Annotated in this window: 15 protein-coding genes, 19 tRNA genes and 1 pseudogene; 29 read left to right on the forward strand and 6 right to left on the reverse strand. The window is 40.6% G+C overall.

Features of this window, described 5'->3' with window-relative positions; genetic code table 11:
* Positions 1-369: 369 nt before the first annotated feature.
* From psbV to petJ, 3 genes are all read left to right on the forward strand, one after another.
* Positions 370-861, forward strand: coding sequence for a photosystem II cytochrome c-550 (gene psbV / locus AC2JBO_RS23035; RefSeq protein ID WP_496955988.1), 492 nt, complete (start codon positions 370-372; stop codon positions 859-861).
* A gap of 301 nt (positions 862-1,162) precedes the next feature.
* Entirely contained in the window at positions 1,163-1,582 is a 420-nt protein-coding gene (gene petE, locus AC2JBO_RS23040; RefSeq protein ID WP_496955989.1) for a plastocyanin, read from the forward strand.
* A 248-nt stretch (positions 1,583-1,830) separates the two neighbouring features.
* On the forward strand, positions 1,831-2,184 hold the full coding sequence (petJ, locus tag AC2JBO_RS23045) for a cytochrome c6 PetJ (RefSeq protein WP_496956015.1): 354 nt from the start codon (positions 1,831-1,833) through the stop codon (positions 2,182-2,184).
* A gap of 41 nt (positions 2,185-2,225) precedes the next feature.
* Here petJ and AC2JBO_RS23050 read toward each other — a convergent pair whose 3' ends face one another.
* A complete protein-coding gene (locus AC2JBO_RS23050) occupies positions 2,226-4,031 on the reverse strand; it encodes a hypothetical protein (protein ID WP_496955990.1) in 1,806 nt (601 codons plus the stop codon).
* 445 nt (positions 4,032-4,476) lie between these two features.
* On the opposite strand from AC2JBO_RS23050, the gene AC2JBO_RS23055 reads away from it, so the two are divergent.
* The gene (locus AC2JBO_RS23055; RefSeq protein WP_496955991.1) at positions 4,477-5,136 is read left to right on the forward strand and encodes a cytochrome b N-terminal domain-containing protein; all 660 of its coding nucleotides are present in this window, start codon (positions 4,477-4,479) and stop codon (positions 5,134-5,136) included.
* A gap of 39 nt (positions 5,137-5,175) precedes the next feature.
* Here the strand turns inward: AC2JBO_RS23055 and AC2JBO_RS23060 are convergent, their stop codons facing one another.
* On the reverse strand, positions 5,176-7,095 hold the full coding sequence (locus AC2JBO_RS23060; protein WP_496955992.1) for a cation:proton antiporter: 1,920 nt from the start codon (positions 7,093-7,095) through the stop codon (positions 5,176-5,178).
* A 333-nt stretch (positions 7,096-7,428) separates the two neighbouring features.
* Here AC2JBO_RS23060 and AC2JBO_RS23065 point away from each other — a divergent pair.
* A tRNA-Glu gene (locus AC2JBO_RS23065) sits at positions 7,429-7,501 on the forward strand.
* A 94-nt stretch (positions 7,502-7,595) separates the two neighbouring features.
* On the opposite strand, the gene AC2JBO_RS23070 is transcribed toward AC2JBO_RS23065, so the two are convergent.
* The 3 genes from AC2JBO_RS23070 to AC2JBO_RS23080 form a co-directional block, all read right to left on the reverse strand.
* The gene (locus tag AC2JBO_RS23070) at positions 7,596-8,174 is read right to left on the reverse strand and encodes an SRPBCC family protein (protein WP_496955993.1); all 579 of its coding nucleotides are present in this window, start codon (positions 8,172-8,174) and stop codon (positions 7,596-7,598) included.
* A gap of 8 nt (positions 8,175-8,182) precedes the next feature.
* Positions 8,183-10,189 (reverse strand): GAF domain-containing sensor histidine kinase, encoded by a 2,007-nt coding sequence (locus AC2JBO_RS23075; RefSeq protein WP_496955994.1) that lies wholly within the window; start codon positions 10,187-10,189, stop codon positions 8,183-8,185.
* 781 nt (positions 10,190-10,970) lie between these two features.
* Positions 10,971-11,306, reverse strand: a complete 336-nt coding sequence (locus tag AC2JBO_RS23080) for a ribbon-helix-helix domain-containing protein (RefSeq protein ID WP_496955995.1) — start codon at positions 11,304-11,306, stop codon at positions 10,971-10,973.
* 424 nt (positions 11,307-11,730) lie between these two features.
* On the opposite strand from AC2JBO_RS23080, the gene AC2JBO_RS23085 reads away from it, so the two are divergent.
* From AC2JBO_RS23085 to AC2JBO_RS23095, 3 genes are read left to right on the forward strand one after another with little or no spacing between them, the layout of a single operon-like run.
* The gene (locus tag AC2JBO_RS23085) at positions 11,731-12,267 is read left to right on the forward strand and encodes an HNH endonuclease (protein ID WP_496955996.1); all 537 of its coding nucleotides are present in this window, start codon (positions 11,731-11,733) and stop codon (positions 12,265-12,267) included.
* A gap of 16 nt (positions 12,268-12,283) precedes the next feature.
* Complete coding sequence (locus tag AC2JBO_RS23090) at positions 12,284-12,670, forward strand: alr0857 family protein (RefSeq protein WP_496955997.1); 387 nt, start codon at positions 12,284-12,286, stop codon at positions 12,668-12,670.
* Position 12,671: 1 nt separating this feature from the next.
* Positions 12,672-12,794, forward strand: coding sequence for a hypothetical protein (locus tag AC2JBO_RS23095; protein WP_496955998.1), 123 nt, complete (start codon positions 12,672-12,674; stop codon positions 12,792-12,794).
* A 59-nt stretch (positions 12,795-12,853) separates the two neighbouring features.
* Here AC2JBO_RS23095 and AC2JBO_RS23100 read toward each other — a convergent pair whose 3' ends face one another.
* Entirely contained in the window at positions 12,854-13,612 is a 759-nt protein-coding gene (locus tag AC2JBO_RS23100) for a polysaccharide deacetylase family protein (RefSeq protein WP_496955999.1), read from the reverse strand.
* 344 nt (positions 13,613-13,956) lie between these two features.
* On the opposite strand from AC2JBO_RS23100, the gene AC2JBO_RS23105 reads away from it, so the two are divergent.
* The 21 genes and pseudogenes from AC2JBO_RS23105 (at position 13,957) to AC2JBO_RS23205 (ending at position 17,468) form a co-directional block, all read left to right on the forward strand.
* Entirely contained in the window at positions 13,957-14,151 is a 195-nt protein-coding gene (locus AC2JBO_RS23105) for a hypothetical protein (RefSeq protein WP_496956000.1), read from the forward strand.
* Positions 14,152-14,351: 200 nt separating this feature from the next.
* A tRNA-Asp gene (locus tag AC2JBO_RS23110) sits at positions 14,352-14,425 on the forward strand.
* A 4-nt stretch (positions 14,426-14,429) separates the two neighbouring features.
* Positions 14,430-14,501: transfer RNA gene (locus tag AC2JBO_RS23115), tRNA-Lys, on the forward strand.
* A 4-nt stretch (positions 14,502-14,505) separates the two neighbouring features.
* Positions 14,506-14,577, forward strand: a tRNA-Cys gene (locus AC2JBO_RS23120).
* Positions 14,578-14,589: 12 nt separating this feature from the next.
* Positions 14,590-14,665: transfer RNA gene (locus AC2JBO_RS23125), tRNA-Met, on the forward strand.
* Between the two features lie 3 nt (positions 14,666-14,668).
* Positions 14,669-14,742: transfer RNA gene (locus AC2JBO_RS23130), tRNA-Trp, on the forward strand.
* 170 nt (positions 14,743-14,912) lie between these two features.
* Positions 14,913-14,993: transfer RNA gene (locus AC2JBO_RS23135), tRNA-Tyr, on the forward strand.
* 5 nt (positions 14,994-14,998) lie between these two features.
* Positions 14,999-15,085 (forward strand) — tRNA-Ser (locus AC2JBO_RS23140).
* A gap of 69 nt (positions 15,086-15,154) precedes the next feature.
* Positions 15,155-15,228: transfer RNA gene (locus AC2JBO_RS23145), tRNA-Arg, on the forward strand.
* An 86-nt stretch (positions 15,229-15,314) separates the two neighbouring features.
* Positions 15,315-15,388 (forward strand) — tRNA-Phe (locus tag AC2JBO_RS23150).
* A gap of 6 nt (positions 15,389-15,394) precedes the next feature.
* Positions 15,395-15,466 (forward strand) — tRNA-Asn (locus AC2JBO_RS23155).
* A gap of 127 nt (positions 15,467-15,593) precedes the next feature.
* Positions 15,594-15,713 (forward strand): annotated as a pseudogene (locus AC2JBO_RS23160) (HNH endonuclease signature motif containing protein); the annotation flags it as partial.
* 9 nt (positions 15,714-15,722) lie between these two features.
* Positions 15,723-15,795: transfer RNA gene (locus tag AC2JBO_RS23165), tRNA-Gln, on the forward strand.
* A gap of 175 nt (positions 15,796-15,970) precedes the next feature.
* Positions 15,971-16,046: transfer RNA gene (locus AC2JBO_RS23170), tRNA-Leu, on the forward strand.
* Positions 16,047-16,050: 4 nt separating this feature from the next.
* Positions 16,051-16,123, forward strand: a tRNA-Pro gene (locus AC2JBO_RS23175).
* A gap of 113 nt (positions 16,124-16,236) precedes the next feature.
* A tRNA-Leu gene (locus tag AC2JBO_RS23180) sits at positions 16,237-16,312 on the forward strand.
* A gap of 64 nt (positions 16,313-16,376) precedes the next feature.
* Positions 16,377-16,451 (forward strand) — tRNA-Leu (locus AC2JBO_RS23185).
* A 63-nt stretch (positions 16,452-16,514) separates the two neighbouring features.
* A tRNA-Leu gene (locus tag AC2JBO_RS23190) sits at positions 16,515-16,588 on the forward strand.
* Positions 16,589-16,599: 11 nt separating this feature from the next.
* Positions 16,600-16,675, forward strand: a tRNA-Met gene (locus tag AC2JBO_RS23195).
* Between the two features lie 12 nt (positions 16,676-16,687).
* Positions 16,688-16,760, forward strand: a tRNA-Thr gene (locus AC2JBO_RS23200).
* 72 nt (positions 16,761-16,832) lie between these two features.
* Positions 16,833-17,468, forward strand: a complete 636-nt coding sequence (locus AC2JBO_RS23205; RefSeq protein ID WP_496956001.1) for a hypothetical protein — start codon at positions 16,833-16,835, stop codon at positions 17,466-17,468.
* Positions 17,469-17,676 lie beyond the last annotated feature (208 nt).

Raw genomic sequence — 17,676 nt, forward strand, 5'->3', positions numbered from 1 at the left:
CACTCAGCACTCATCACTCAGCACTCAGCACTCATCACTCAGCACTCATCACTCAGCACTCAGCACTCAGCACTCAGCACTCATCACTCAGCACTCATCACTCATCACTCAATACTTTTGTAGTTTTGGCGACTATTTGCACTCCGAACATGATATTTGTATAACAGCACCCTCAATCTCTACCCGTTGGCGATAAGCAATTATGGGTTTTGCAATTGTTGACTCGTAGCATTCCTACCTAATATATGGGTCAAAATCACTTTGTATTACTAGGATGCTACAGCGCGCCGGGAGGCTATTAGCTTTATTGAGATTGAGCGTCATAACATTACTTAGCTGTGTTGAGCGTCAAAAGCTTTAAGGGGAAAAATGTTAAGAAAATTCATTGGCATATTTGTAGCGACTGTGTTGCTTACGTTCCAATTTCTTATCGGTAGCGCTTATGCGGTGGAATTATCTAAAGAAGTTCGTACCGTAGCTGCCAATGAGTCCGGAGATACCGAAGTTCTCAATCTTAAACAAATAAAAGAAGGCAAACGTCTATTTCAGTACGCTTGTGCCCAATGCCACGCTGGTGGTGTAACTAAAACTAACCAAAACGTTGGTTTAGAACCAGATGCTCTTGCTGGGGCAACACCTAACCGTAATAATATTGCTGGGTTGGTGGATTATATGAAGAACCCCACTACATATGATGGAGAAGAAGAAATCTCCGAATTACATCCCAGCACTAAGAGCGCTGATATCTTTACCGAAATGCGTAACCTAACCGACAAAGACTTGGAAGCTATTGCTGGATATATTCTCTTGCAACCCAAGATTGTTGGTTCACAATGGGGTGGCGGCAAAATTTACTATTAAGCTTGCCTGCCCTCATTTTATCTAGGCGCCAGTAGATTAGTGGTTCATGTCAAAAGTTTTGGTGAGTCGCGGGTGTTTAGATTCCCGACTTCTTGAAGAAGTCGGGAATCTGAACTTCCCAAATTTAATGACACTGCCCACATTTGGCTATTATTAAAACTTATATATTTATCAAAAACCATACATATTTAATATGTATATACTTCAAGCATCAATAAAATAAATTAACTATGACAAGCTGTCATATTTCGTCGTAAGATATAAAGAGTAGTCAAACAAAGAAAAATTTGAGGACAAAGCCATGAAGTTGATAGCAGCAACACTGCGAAGCTTTAGTTTAGCTGTCGTGACAGTATTTTTTGTTGTAAGCAGCTTTGTTGTTTTTGCACCCAGCGCTTCGGCTGAAATCGTTACAATTAAGCTGGGCAGCGATAAGGGAATGCTGGCATTCGAGCCATCTAAAGTGACAATTAAACCAGGTGACACAATCAAATGGGTCAACAACAAAGTACCTCCCCATAACATTGTGTTCGACAAAAGTAAAAATGCTGCAAAAAGCGCTGATTTTGCAAAAGCATTATCCCACAAACAACTAATGATGAATCCTGGTCAAGCAACAGAAACAACTTTCCCAGCTGATACCCCTGCTGGTGATTACACTTTTTACTGTGAACCTCACCGTGGTGCTGGTATGGTTGGTAAAATCACTGTTGAAGGATAGTAATTATAATTATAGTCAATATAATTACTATTGGAACTTAAGGTGGTAAGTTTGTTTTGTGTAGTTGTGCGATTTTTAAGTTGTGCAGCTTCAAACAAAACAGATTTGCCACCTAAATTTGTTAGTGCGGAGATGACTTTATTGGAAATGTTGGATACTACTCCTGCAAATTTTTGCTGCAACTCTAGAATAGTAAAAGTGGGTAATACGCTTGCAGTAACTGATTGGCGAGGAGATTTATATTGAAAATTATCTTAAAATTTCTATTGATGATTATACTAATCGGGTTTTTACAGATAAACCCAGCATTAGCAGCTGATACTTCTAATTTTAACGGAGCTAAAATTTTTAGTAATAACTGTTCTTCTTGTCATTTAGGTGGTGGTAATATATTAGTTGCCAACAAGACTTTATATAAAGAAGCTTTGTCTCAATACTTAGAGAATTACAATACTGATTCAATACAGGCAATAATTCATCAAGTTAAGAATGGTAAAAGTGCGATGCCAGCTTTTAAAAACAAGTTAAGCGAGCAAGAAATCTTAGAGGTTGCTGCTTATGTGTTTCAAGAAGCGGAAATAGGATGGTCGGAAAAGTCTTGAATAAACCCCGGTTTTGAGCCGGGGATTTTCAAAAGTTGCTTTTACTGATTTTCGTTTTCGCGCTGTTGTTTAACTTTGCGTAGTTTTTCAACAAGCGAAGACTGACTGTCGTTATCTGAAGACTGACTGCTTCGTAACCTGTTGGCTAAAGTGGTTTTCGGAGCTTCTGGTGTTGTTGGTTTTGTAGCAGTTTCACTTACTGGTTGTTTGGGCGCCACAATAGGTGCAGGTTGAACTTTACTAAGTGTTTGGGGTATATCATTGGAACTAGGTTTTTGCGATGGTAGTTGAGGTATAGCTGTTTGATTACCCTGTGGGGATGTACTTATTGGTTTTAATGTTCCGGGTAATGCTGGAGCGGGGATAGTCTTTTTAACAGTATTATTACTGGAATTGACACTGTTATTTGTGGTGTTACTTACTGTTGGTGTATTAACAGATGGGACTGTAACGGGTTGACGATTTGATTGTACTCCCGATAGTTGATCAAATATGTTTCCCGTTGATGGTGCTGATTGTGTTTTTGGAGTATTTTGCAGTGAATCTTTTGAGTCAGAAGCTTCGGTAGAGGTTACATTGTCAGGTGATATTCTAAAGCTGAAAAGGGCGCCTTTCCCGTTTGTGGAAGTTGGATTTTCTTTAAAATACTGCTGTAAACGTTGGCGGATTGCCTGCTGCTTTTCAAATGAAATTTTAGAAGCATCACCTAAAAGTTTAAAATCAGCAATTTTTCCTTCACCATTCATTATTACTGAAACATCAGTAATGTTTTCAAGCTTGCTTTTATCCATAGACAAACGAACAGGCGCCCGAAATTGTCCTTGTGGATATTCCTTACGGAATTGCTCAGAAATTTTTGCGATTAAAATAGTTTGGTCAATCTTTTCTTGATTGCTACCTGTTGATACTTTTGTATTTGTACCGGGTTGTACTGCCCCTGTTTGATTATTTACACTATCCACTAGACCACCTGTTTGTGGCTGGAAAGATGGAATGGGAGATGGAGCTAACGCGAGATTTCCATTTCCTGAAGCTGGGTTTTTATCTACTGGGGCAATATATGTGTCAGGTCGAACTACATTATTTTGAGCTTGAATGCCGTTCTGGGCGTTATACTCGTTTCCAGGTTGTGCTGGGGGAAGCGCTGCAAGACCAGTATTATCAGTTGACAATGGTGGTGGTTCAACAACAGGTACATTTGTTTGCGCCATACTTGGCATATCTGACGGTCTATCTGCACGCGATAATGTTTGAGACTGTCTATATCTTATGTTGCTACGAGGCACAGAAGAGACGCTATATGGCGTTCTCGAACTCATTATTGGGGTTGAACCGTAGTTAGAGGGGTCAATAGCCAGGTCTTTACGATTAAATTTTTGTACCGGACTTCCCCCTCTTGGCAGTCCCGCAAGATTGAAACTCGAAGCTTTTGGTAAAGGTGAAAACCCCGAACTAGTAGAACCAGCAGGAGGTGATGGAGGTAAACCTGTGGTTGTTCCAGCTGTTGGTACTGTGGGAACTGTTGGTGTACCTGAAAGATTTAAAGGAAGTTGCTGCTGTGATGGCAGTGCTGGAATTTGATTTGGTAGCGGTGGAAGTTGTGACTGAATACCAGGTTGGTTAGGCGCCTTATTCGGGATACGACTTTGCTCATTGCTGCTCAATTCTGACAACCCAATTGGTTTCGTCGTCGTGGTTGATTGTTTAGCCGTCTTTGAAGATTCAACTGGCATTAACGGGAGTATGAAGGCAATGGCGCCGTGAATACCAAGCGACGCAAGGGCAGCGATTCCAGTCGGTTGGCTTAATATTTCGGGTACGTTTCTCAGAAAGGATGCATAAGACATAGCAATTTCACTCACTCAACTCTGGTTTATATAGACTAACAATTTTTCTTGTTTAAGATTGTTTAAGATTAAATATCAGACTTAATGCCTTCCCTCTACAAATCATAACTCAGACCTCAAAATGCTCGAACAGGAGAGGCTATATAATCTTTAACGTTACTTCATTTTTTTTACTAAAACGTATTATACCTAGCAATTTCTGATTTATAAATCACATTTGCAAGTTAATTTTTTCAATTCTTTTGTGTTCAGTCTTTTATTTTGGCTTGATATTTATATCTTAGTTGAGGTTTAAGCCTATATATAGGTTTTTGAGGGATAAATCATCCGTTACATCCGTTGTATCCGTTGCCACTTTTCACTCCTTAGACCTAGAAAAACTTAATATATCTTAGCTAAAATTGTAATATATATATACAATTTCCAAGCAAGGAAAGGCAATTTTATGGGTACGACCCAGTTAGATACTAGTTTACGGCGACTTACCACTATATTGTCTGTAGTAATTATCACGTTGTTCTTGATTGGCGCCAGTACAGGAATTTTACTATCGTTCTATTATGAGCCTGGAGCAGGTGCGGCATATACTTCACTTGCAAAAATAGATACAGAAGTAGAATATGGATGGTTGTTCCATAAGGCACACAATATAGCTGGCAATGGAATGATTATTGTGGGTCTGATTCAAATCGTAGTCATGTTTTTGAGCCGGCAATTTCGCAAGAGTTGGCTGATTGCTTGGGTTAGCGGTATTTTAGTTACACTTGCTGCAATTGGACTCGACTGGACAGCAATGATTTTAGCTTGGAGACAAGATGGTTATTGGCGCTTCAGCATTGAACTTGGAACAATTGAATCAATACTTTTCATCGGTCATCAGTTGCGCGATATCTTAACTGGTGGGGGTGCAACTAACAGCGTTACTATCGAACACTTGTACACTATGCACAGCTATATTGTCTCAGTTGCTGCTCTTATATTTGCCATTACACACTTAGTAGGTGTTCTTAAGCAAGATAAAGAAATGCACGCACACAATGATTTACCTGAAGCACCACAACTCCAAGAAGTTCAACAAGAAGATGCTTCTACTGCAAGGACTTGAAACTCACATTCCCCACAAAGGCACCACAAAAAATATTAATTATATGCGTTTAAAATCCGCTGCCGAAAGTTGGGCTAACCTGGTGAGCGGAACTTCTTCAACCTCTGGAATATTTGTAAGCGTCAAGCTAGTAGACTGTTTAGCATCTGATAATCTTTTTAATAAATTCGGTCTTGGGTCATGTAGTAGATAGATTATTCTGTCTCCAATTTCCCATTCCTGTAATGCTGGTAGTACCTGTAAGTTTTCGTCACGTTCAAATAATAAAGGAATTAGTTCCCCAGTTCTAATTAGTGCTTGTAGATGTGCTTGTTGGCTACCAAAATCAACTTCGTTCAAAGTTGTCTTGCCTAACTTGACCTGTCCATCGTTAAGATATTCGTTCCAATTTTTGATTGTCAATTCTGGGCTAAACGCTTGGTTGACTACACCGTTGGTGCCACCGTTTGCTTGAGGTGGACGTGGAAAAACTGCTAAAACTCTTGGTGGGTTAAATTCTTCTGCCGCGCGCTGTGCCAAAACATAATTGACTTCACCATTGTTAGTCATTGCTAAGAAAGTACCAACTGTACTCAAACCTGCCTCTTCTAACACACCTGTATCTAAGGCACTGCTGGCAATAACGGTTAAATTTTCAGCCTCAGCAGCTTGACAAGACTCTGGGTCTGTATCAATCATGACAATTTTTTCGCCTCGCTGTTGGAATAAGCGAGCAATAAGTAAACTCAAAGGACTACAACCGACAATTACCGCTCCCTTTGCTTCTTTAGAAGTAATTTGCAGTAGGTTTGCAACCCATCCAGCAGTTAATCCTTGGCAAACAACAGTCATGATGATTGTCAGGAAAACCAACGCTTTAATTGCTTCACCACCATTGATACCTCGTTGTGTTAAAGAAATAGCAAACAGTGAAGCTACCGAAGCGCAAACGATGCCTCTAGGTGCTACCCAACTTAAGAATACTTTTTGGCGCCAGTTGAGATCACTATTCCAGGTACAGCAAAGAATATTAATCGGTCGTACCACGAACATTAATACTAGTACAGTGAATAAACTACCCCAACCGAGAGCGAATACACTTTTGAGCGATAAATCTGCCGCTAGTAATATAAATAAAACCGATACGCTTAGAATCGTAAGTTGTCCTTTAAATCGACGCAATAGACGGTCTTCTGAGACAGAGGAGTTCGCGAACACGGCGCCAGCGACAACAGTACTCATAACTCCGGATTCTGTACGGATAGTTTGGGCAAGAACAAATATTCCCCAAAGAACAGCGAGAACGACGAGATTTTTAAGTTCAAAAGATAAAGAATTAGCGTGCTTGAAAATCAAGCTCATTAAATAGCCACCCAAGGCGCCAATTAAAGCACCAATACTTAAACGGACGAATAAACCGATGACAGCAATTTTCGGGTCAGGTTCACCGTCTAAAATCGTATCGAGAACAACGAAAGCCAAAATTGCTCCTACGGGGTCAATTAGAACCCCTTCACCTTCGAGTAGGGTGGCAACTTGTCTATCAACATTAATTTGTTTGAGCAGAGGGCTAATAACAGTGGGACCTGTGACAACAATAACGGAAGCATAAAGAAATGCGATTGCCCACGGAAATTCACCGAGCCAGTGAGCTGCTATTGTTCCACCAATGAGTGTGATCAAAGTTCCCAATGTGACAAGCAATTGCAGTGTCAAGGAGACTTTACCTAATTCGCGCAAATCTAAATTAAGTCCACCTTCAAACAAGATTATTGCTGTTGCCAAGCCCACAATGACTTCCAAGCCGATGCCAAGAACATGCGGATGCAGTAAGCCAAACGCATCTGAACCCAGCAGAATACCGAACAATAATAAAAAAACGATGCTTGGCACCTTCAGGTAGGTAGCCAATACCTGGGCGCCAATTCCAGCGATAACAGCAATCACCATCTGAAGGGTGATATCAAGGGATGCTTCCATGTTATAGATTTTGAGCGAAAGGTTTCAAAATCTGATTTAGACAATAGTAGTTAATAAATTTAACCCAGCCAAGATTATACTCAATCTTTTCTAGCAATTTTTTTACCAAAATGACATTCATCGACATACGTAGTTAACCATCTTACGATATTTAAGCTCCGATGCTATGAAACCTCATAACATACACAATCCTCATAAATGTGCTGGTATTGACAGCCCGACTGTATTAATTGGCTCCAATTCTTACCATATTGGCTTGCAAAACTTTTTTTGTCCAAGTGTATTGACAACGAGCAGCAAAACCGTTAACTTAGATATTGTTGAGTCCAATGCGCCCCCATCGTCTAGAGGCCTAGGACACCTCCCTTTCACGGAGGTAACGGGGATTCGAATTCCCCTGGGGGTATACAAGAAATTTGATATTGTTTATTGTGGAACAGGCATCCTTGTCTATCATAGTAGCTGGGCGGGCAAGGATGCCCACCCCACAAGAAAATATTTTATAAAGACTCGACGTGTTTTTTGATTGCGAGGAGATTGACTTTCAAGCCACTGCTCAAACGTTGTTCGATAAGACCTACAGGCATAAGACGTTTAGGATGAACGTTGAGAATATAACAAAGTTTTGTTCCTTGCTCGTTGTTGACGCATCCTAGTAATTGCCAACTCCCTGAATACTCTTTAAAATCACCTTCAACCATCTGGAAGTTTATTTCTGTGGGGAAAGACTCCAACAGGTCTAGAACAACGCGCGCGTTAAAGTTGAGCTTTAATAACCGTTCTGTACCGACTTGTTCGAGACGAATACCTCCAGGTTGGGGATGTTCGAGCAACTGACTTTTAGCTAAATTTGGGATAAATTCAGGCAGTGCCTCATAATTCGTCAAAACCTTCCAAACAACTTCTGGTGGTCGCGAGATTTCGACTTTCGCAGTAATTTGGCGCCTGCGTTCGGCTATTTTTTCAATTACAATCTCTACAGCTTGTAATTCCGAAGCATCTAATGGCGCCAATGTATGGTTATTATCATCTTGGGCAGAAGTATCAAAGTCCTCTGCGGGGTTGTATTGTTGAGTCACTGTCTGGGTTATGGGTTAATGTCATCTGAAAATTGAGGCAGGTCGAGGGTAAAGCGAATTTCGCATTCGTCACATTCCTCAATTTGATTGCTTGCAACAGCAATAGTGCCATTCAAGTGCTGTACTAAAGACTTAACAAGCGCTAGTCCGAGTCCAGTACCTGGAGTCCATCGTCCTTTACCACGACGGAACTTATCGAAAATATAGGTTGCTTCTTCTTCTGAGATACCACGCCCGATGTTTGTCATTTCTATAATAACTCGGTCGATTTGCTCAACTACCTTAGAAGTGACTTTTAAATTAACCGTGGTGTCGGGTTGTGAGTATTTAAGAGTATTTGTAAGCAATTCTTGAATAATTCGGTCGAAGCTTTCGATTTCAGTTTCCAACGTCAGTGGTTGGGAGGGTAATTCAAGAACAATATTTATACCTTTTTCCGCTAGTTTTTTCTCAAACGGACTTGCTAAAGATTGAATTCGATTATTTAAATCAATATTTTCTAATTGTGGACGCTCAGAATGGGTCTCCAACTTCTGGAGTGTGAGCAAATCGTTAATCAAGTTAATTTCTTTGTCACACTCTTGTTCAAGAATATCAAGGTATCTAGTTTGACGTTCGGGTCCAATTGTGGGTTGACGCAAGTTACGCATTGCCATCCGCATGTTAGTAAGGGGATAGCGAAGTCTATCGCTCATGTTACTCAAAAATTCGTCTTTGAGTCGGTTGAGTTCGCGTAACTGCTCAACGTACTGTCTTGTTTTTTCGTACAATTTTGCTTGTACTTCCAAACTTCGCTGAAGTTGTGCTGTGCGCTCATCAACGAGCATTTGAACTTGCCGTAAGGTTTGTGACTGGATGATCGAGTTACTTAGTTGCGCGCAAACCATTTCAACTATATTTGTTTCGGCTGTTTGCCACTCGCGCGGTACTGCTTGTTGAAGTACTACAAATCCTAATATTCTCCCCTGATTTTCCAGAGGCATCATTAATATAGCTGGAAAAGTATATGCTTTAAATACTGGCGCCGCAGTTGCTATTTCTGTTTCTTCTGCAATATCTCGAACAATAATAGGTTTACTAGATTCAGTAAATATACGCTGGCATAATCCACAATCAGATGTAAGAAAAGGCTCTTCTGAGTCTATATTATTGCGGAATTCAGCTTCGTTTAGCCATTTGGAAGTGACTGTAGCCTTAGCATTCGGAATTTGCTTTTTGTTTTGTCGAATCCGGAATAAGGGGTCTGTATATTTAAGTAATATTAATAAAGCACGGTCAACTTGAAGCGCTTCAGCAGTAGAAGTGATAACTAACTGGAGAGCTTGGTTTAATTCTAAGTTGCTACGACCTAATATAGATAATTGTTTAATGAGACTTTGGTGTTGTGTACATATTTCGACGTATTGATGCTGTGAAGCAATAATTTGCTTTTGCGTAATTACAGAAAATGCGATGGCACATGTAGGTTCAAGCGCTTTGAGCATTTGCTTTTCGCTTTGAGTCCATTCATATGGCTGTAACTTGATCAATGTAATAACACCATTATTTCGACTGCCAAAGCGTGTAGGGATAGCTAAAACAGTTTTAATGCTCAAATGCAAATTATGGCATCCAGCTATTAAACACTTTTCAATAGTCGAAATGTCATCGATTGTAAATGTTTCAGATGCACACTGGATAATAGGTAAATTTACTTGCTCCATTGATAACATTTCGTCAGGGTAGATTGTACCTGAGTTAGGGTCTTGTTTAAACCAACTGGCGGCGATTGGCTTGTCCACCTCACCAAGTACCGTAATCAAGCAGCAGTCAGCACTGAACGCACTTCCTAACACCTGAGCAACAAAACCCAACATTTCTAACACAGGTGAGGAATCAACAACTATTTTATTTATCTGTTTTGCCAGTTCATGAACTGACGTATCCTGATGCTGCATCAGCTTTCCATACGGGTAATTACTTATTCGGTCTACTTCATCCAAATCTTGTAAAGGCGATGAAATAAGCTTTTTCATGCCTGGTAAGCTATTAAACATTGAACCCATCTTTGTACTACCCACCCTCCTGACATACGGTTCGCCCTACATAGATTGCACCCTGATAACCCTTTGACCGTATCAAAACTTTCTTTCACCTGTTATAGCCCCTTTTTTTCAAGATGACAAAATATCATAAGCGTATTTAGCCAACATGTTAAAGATATAAGATGACATTCTAGGAAGAAAACTAAGCTCAACACGAGAGAATTGACAGAGATGCGCGTAAATTAACTTACTGACTCTGATTTAGAATATCTTGTCTACGACTGTACATAAACCGTAATATTGCTAGATTTATGACAAATAGCTTGCAAAGTCTATCCGCGTTAATACTGAGGCTTATTCAGTGTACTGAGATAATTTATGACTATAATCTTACGGCTATTGGAGCCGCGATAATTATTTGCGATAGTAAAGCCAATAGATTCAAATAAATTTTTATTTAAACCAGTATTTACCGATGGCAGAGAGAAAATATTTACACAAAGTTCAAGATTTGCTTTTAGCTCATTCTAGTACTGTATTACTCCTATTTATAAGGCAATTATTCTAAGTAGAACTTTTGTTCTAAGTAATTGAAGGTAGTTGGGTGCCTTCGCTATATGACCTTGGATTTATCAGATTAAATGAAAATTGACCAAAAAAACATTTAATTAATTAATGTTAACTTAAATAAATTATTATTTTTGCGTATGAAATAGATTGCGCGCAGTCTGAGTAACTGAGTAGAAAGTTGACTGCGCGCAGGTTTTCGATGTTAGTCGGCTAAACTCTCGGCACTTAAGGGTACCATTTCTCCATTTTTCGTCAATCCCAGCAGCATAGATTGTTGTGGTTGAATAAGTTGGCCTGTGAGTACGCAGCGTTCTTCTTGCTGTGCAGTAGCGGCGATGCTGGCTCGTATATCAGTACGCGAAAATCTGGGTTTCCACTCACCCGACTTTTGCTGAACGTAATTCCACAAAATGTCGCGAATTAGCGCCTGATATCCCTGATTCCCTGATAGGTCTTTGAGTTTCTCTTTGAGTTCTCGCTCTAAACGGATGCTGGTAACTTCCATATCGGTAGTTGGGGTGCGAGCGATGGTATGCATGATTTTCTCCTTAAAAGTATAGACAGGATAGTATTACAAGTGTAGTATGTTTATAGGAATGTTCAATAGGTGAAATTTTCTGTGATTACTTTTTCCCCAAACTCTACTTCAGCGCGCGCTCATGGCTCCCTCCGGTGTTGGGAATCATGGCGTGTGGAGGTGGAGTATTTATTTATGGGCACATCCCATAGATATGAAGAGCAGATCACAGATGGTAATCGAGATTATGGATATGCCCGAATTAGCATATTTAGTCAAATGTTGGATAAAGCTATAAATCTAGTTTTCAATCTAGGGTCAAAACCGAACAATAGAAGCGGGAGGTACAGGAATAACAGTGCTGTACCGACATAGGGAAAGAGACAACAAAGTCAACCTTTAACCCCCGCTTCACCCAAACTACGGAGAAGCGGGGGTTAATTTTATGAGGAGTCAAGCTGTGACGAATGCGAGTAGGCAAGTGTTAGAACAGTCAGTGGTAGTATTTTCGCAAAACTACTTACCACTATGTCGCGTCAATATTAAGCGCGCGATTGTGTTGCTGGTGACAGAAAAAGCGGAACCTCTCGATATGCTTTCTGAAGTTGGTTGGACAGTATACTCTCCGAGTTTAGTGCTTAACGTACCAAAACACATTCGCTTAAAAATAGCTTCTTGTGAGAGAACATGGAAAGTTCCACCAGTAAATCGTAGAGAAGTATTAAAACGCGACCACCACACTTGTCAATATTGCGGTAGCAGCAAACATTTAACCTTAGACCACGTAATTCCTCGGTCGCGGGGTGGTTCACATACATGGGATAACGTAGTAACTGCATGTGAAAGATGTAACTCCAAAAAGGGAGACAAAACACTTCGCGAAGCAGGAATGCATCTGCGTCAAAAGTTAAAAGCACCAATCCATCCAACAATAGCTTTTGCCGAAAAGTTTTGGATGAATACACCTAAAAGCCTGGAGTAACAGGAGCGCATGGATAATGCTGAAATTAACGTACACGGAAACTGGCTTTCACCTTGAATGTATCACTCAGTCTATCGAGGACTGGATACAAACGCGCGTGCTTTTATCACTTCGCGCGGGTCAAAGTCTCTGCGTCGAACCCAGCACCGCATCATTTTTGCTTCCTGTTGATTTACCGGGAGTAGAGGTGCTAAAAGCTCAAACCAAACGCAGCGACAAAGAAATCATCACCGTCTGTGTTTGCGACGCGGAATATTTAGAAGTAACGCTACGCGGTTCATGGATGTCCAGCAGTTGCGACGAAGCAACAGGTGTCTTTGTAACCACGATTAGCGACCGCATCGAGTTCTTTTTGCACAAACTTTGGCAAGAAGCTCAAGCTTGTCAAGAAGTAAGGGGGTAGGGTGCGTGACGCTAAAACGATTCTGAAACGAAGCAAGCATCTAATAGCGTCACGCACCGCGCGCTCTTATTCGCTTGGCGCCTATCATGATGGTGCGCTCTTATTCGCTTGGCGCCTATCATGATGGTGCGTGACGCTACCAGACCTTAGCTTCGTTGTGAGTTCTTTATAGCGTCACGCACCCTACTCTAGAATTTCTGGAACGGTAACAAATCTATAACCTTTTTCTTTTAATCCACTAATAATTTTTGGCAACGCTTGTACTGTTCGGCGCCTGTCACCTCCGCCATCATGCATCAGCACAATGGAACCTGGTTTGGCATCTCGAAGTACATTCTTTACAAAAACTTCATATTTGGCTTTTGGGTCGGTATCAGCAGAAGTTTGTGACCACATTACTACAGTGTAGTTTTGACTTTTGGCGTAAGCTGCTAATCCGTTATTTAAATAACCACCTGGTGGACGAAACAATGTGGTTTTGGCGCCAGTGGTTTTGTAGATTAAATCTGCGGTTTTGTCGATTTCGCTTTTTGCTGTGGCTGTATCCATTTGTTTATACCAGTGGTGCCATGTGTGGTTGCCAATGGCGTGTCCTTCTGCAATAACCCTTTTAGCCATTTCTGGGTTTTCTTGAATCGATGTTCCTATCCAAAAGAATGTAGCTTTTATATTGTTTTGCTTGAGTATATCTAGCATTTGTGGTGTGGTCTCTTTCCAAGGTCCATCATCAAATGTCAAAGCTATGACTTTTTCGTTATTAGAAACTTCCGATTTATATACTGTTTTTCCCTGGAGTTGAGCAGGAGCAGAAAAACTCAGATTTTGCGGTTTGGGTGATGGCGCCGGATTTACTGTTGTGTTCGCTGCTAAAACTTTACTTTGGGGCGCCTGTTTGTTAGAAGTATCTATTTTTGAGCTACTACTACACGCCGTAATACACATACATATAGTAATTCCTAAAATTAGATCCCCCCTAGCCCCCCTTGATAAGGAGGGAACAAGAGGAGGAATTAAAGCCCCCCTTATTAAGGGCTGGGGGGATTCTAAACCAGTTAGATTTTTACCTTTTCGCACAAACATATTTTTCACGCTACTCCCCGCTAGTTCAAGCCAATAATAAACCAACTACTTTAGCTACAGACATAATACATGACCCAAATCCGACTCCCGCAAGCTTTCCAAACAATTTCAAAAAATTTTTCCAAAACCCCTTGACACCTTTTGTAGTGTTAATGTAGTATTAATGTAGTGAGGCAAAAGACAACGCCTCAAAGGAGGAAAAGCAAATGTTCTACACACAAGTAGCACACGCGCGCTGGTCTAAGCCAGTGTCCCCAGACAAACGAAAGCCTCGCAATTCCAAACCATCTGAAACCGAGGCAAGAACTGATAAAAGTTCAGAGTTTGCACAAAACCAAACAAAAGAATATATCCGCAACGCGCAACGGGTTTACTTCTACGAGCGTCGGACATTTTCTTAAGACTTTTCAACAGTTATTTCAATACTTATTTCATCTAATAGTTTAAAACTAGCTAAAAATAGTTTTGCTGAACCTTGAAAACTGAATAAGACGAATATTAAATGGGCAAGTTCACCACAATTTCTTGTACTTGTATGGGCTGGTTTATAGATATCCTAAAACTGTGTTTTATGTTTTGTTAACCCGCCCTTACAAATTTTCGGGATGTAGCTCAATTGGCTAGAGCGTTCCGTTGTCTGCGGAAATGTTGGGGGTTCAAGTCCCCTCATCCTGGTAATGGGAGTATAGCTCAGTTGGCAGAGCGTCATCTTTTAGGATGAAGGTCGTAAGTTCAAATCTTACTGCTTCCAAAATGGCTGAGTAGCCAAGCGGAAAGGCGCCGATCTGCAAAATCGGTTAGCGTGAGTTCGATCCTCACCTCAGCCTTTGTTTCATTGTGGCAGTGTAACCTAATTGATAAGGTAGCCATCTCATAAGTGGTTTAATGCAAGTTTGAATCTTGCCACTGCTACCAAATGCAGCGATGGTGTAACTGGCTAACACGTCGGTCTCCAAAACCGAAGAATCTGGGTTCAAAGCCTAGTCGCTGCGTTCTACTATGTGCTTTGTAAAAGAAGACAAAATGACTTTTTAAACAAGCATAAAGTAGACATTTAGTAGACATTTAAAAACATGGTGTAGAACGCGAAGTGGTCGAGCGACATGCCTTTCAAGCATGTGATTAGTGAGTTCAAGCCTCATCTACACTTAATGTATTTCATGGGTCGGCTCGCCTATTGGTGTAGGCAACTGTCTGTAAAACAGCCGCGTTTGCGTTGCAAGTTCAAATCTTGCCCGACCTACTTTTAGAGAAGTGACAGAGTGGCTTATTGTACTCCCCTGCTAAGGGAGAGCGGTTTAATACCCGCCGAGGGTTCAAATCCCTCCTTCTCTGAATAATTGCCCAATCACAAACATGTTGTAGAGACGTTACATGTAACGTCTTTATAATCCAAAATCCTATGAGTGCGTAGTGTAACTGAATAACACGTCAGTCTACGAAACTGAAGATTCAAGGTTTGAGTCCTTGCGCGCTCATTACATAGGAGGGATGGTAGAGTGGCTGATTCGAGGAGCAAATTAAATCAGTCCACGCGATTTGTTGCCCATCTCTCCTCACTTATCCCCCGATAGCTCAGTTGGTAGTAGCATCTGTCTGAAGCACAGAAGGTCGTCAGTTCGATTCTGACTTGGGGGGCTTCGTTGCCCTGTAGCTCAGTGGTAGAGCAAACGGCTGTTAACCGTGAGGTCGTAAGTTCGATACTTACCAGGGCAGCTATTTATATACTTCCTGATAGCTAGATTCAGCTATAGAGTCAGGTTAGCGCTCTTGGCGTTATTTAAAGCCTGACTTATTCAAGGAGTTTATTACCAGGTGGATGAATTCAGTAAGTAGCAGTCATTTTGGCGTTAGCGATAAAGCAATAGAAAAATGGTGTAAAGCTTATGAAATAGAGAAACCACCAAGAGGATATTGGAATAAGCAGAATCAATCTAAAATCCCAATTTCTAATAACAGCTAAAATCTTCCTTGGGGAGTCGCCTAAAGGTATGGCACCGCTCTTTGAAAGCGGAAAAATATAGGTTCGATCCCTATCTCCCCAGTTTAGACCCATAACTCAACTCAAATAAACTGACCACATCAAAAATGGTAGTTTATGAGTTTTAAATATTACTAGGACTAAAAAAGTATGCACTTGTAGCCCAACTGGTTCATAGGCGCCCAACTCAGAAATGGTTAGTTGTAAGTTTAAATCGAGCGCAAGGCTAAAAAATATTTGCTCCTGTAGCCCAACTAGAAGAAGGCAACCATCTTAAAAATGGTTTAAGTGCTAGTTCAAATCTAGTCAGGAGCATTTACGGGATGTAATTCAGTGCCCAGAAGCCTTTGTTTGGGACAAAGGAGTCGCTGGTTGGAATCCAGCCATCCCGATTTTTTCAGATAACTATTTACCATAGCACATTAGTTATATAGCAATATTATTGTAAAAAAATTTCAGATAAAAAAGTAGATTTCAATTAATTTTTTAGATTCGTAAAGCTTTTGCCCCTGTAGCCCAACTGGTTCATAGGCGCCTATCTCAAGAATAGGAAGATGCAGATTCAAATTCTGCCAGGGGTATTAAAAAATACACAGTTTAAAGGAGGTTATTGTTTTAAATTAATGCAGCTTCTATAAAGTTTTTGCCCCTGTAGCCCAATTGGAAGTAGGCGCTTCACTTAGACTGAAGAGGTTGTAGATTCGAGTTCTACCAGGGGCATTAGTGAGAAAACTTACGTAAGCTAGTTTTTCGCTATAGGCAAAGAAAAATGTTTGAAATTATGCCCCTATAGCCCAACTGGAAGAGGCACTAGATTAAGGATCTAGTTGTTACTGGTTCAAGTCCAGTTAGGGGTATTTGGTGATATGCGGGGATGGAGCAAAAGTGGCTCGCTAGGTTCATACCCTAGAAATCAGCAAGTGCAATTCTTGCCCCCGTCACCAATATATATGTATGCTGGTGTAGCTCAATTGGCAGAGCATCCGACTTGTAATCGGAAGGTTAAGGATTCAACTTCCTTCTCCAGCTCCTTAAAATTTCACCATATTAAAAGTTACTGTGCCATTCTTTATAAAGGCAATGAGGAGGTGTGTAAATTAAATGGCTGTAATGACGGTGACTGATGCTTTGGCTGAGTTAACACTATTGCAAAAACGCATTGATTCAGCTACTAAGGCTTTACAAAACGGCGCCTTAATTACAGTCGTCGAAGTTGGTAAAATTCCAACTGGTTATAGAACCAGAGAAGAATACGAAGCTAATGCAAGGGCAGCTTTACAAAGGGTGAATGCGCTAATTGAACGCAGGCGCCTAATTAAAAGAGCAATTGTACTTGCCAATGCTTCAACGCGCGTTACTCTTGCAGGACAAGAAATGACCGTAGCAGAAGCGATTGAAATGAAGAATTTCATTGCTTACTATGAAACAGTTCTTTCCACTATGGAGTCAGCTTACAACCAAACTCGTAACCAGTACGATAAAGCACAAGCAAAAGTAAAAGAAAGACTAGATAAGCTAGCATTAGAAGTCTTGGGTAAAAATGAAGCTGTTAATTCAGAGCAATACCAAGCTTTAACTGATAGCTTTATGGCGCGCGAAGGTGTAGAACTGCTTGACCCAACTAATTTAGCCAGAGAAATTGAACGCAGGCAAGAATTTATTGAAGATTTTAAATCGAGTGTTGACAGGGTACTTTCAATCAGTAATGCCAGAACTAATATAGAAATTGCCGATTAGAATTAGGTAAATGCTGGTCACTTGAAAATCTCTCAATTTATGGATTTGCAGACTGTAAATCTGCTGCGGACTGATAAGCCGTACCTTGTTAGGTAAATTTAAAGCTCAACGGTTAACGCTTATAGCTCAAACCTCAATGCTTAAAGATTAACTTGTCAAAGCTCCTAAATCAAAGTACAAACCTCGATAAAATCCAGGGTTTTGGTTA

This window comes from Calothrix sp. CBUCES-K 9914, from assembly GCF_059640475.1.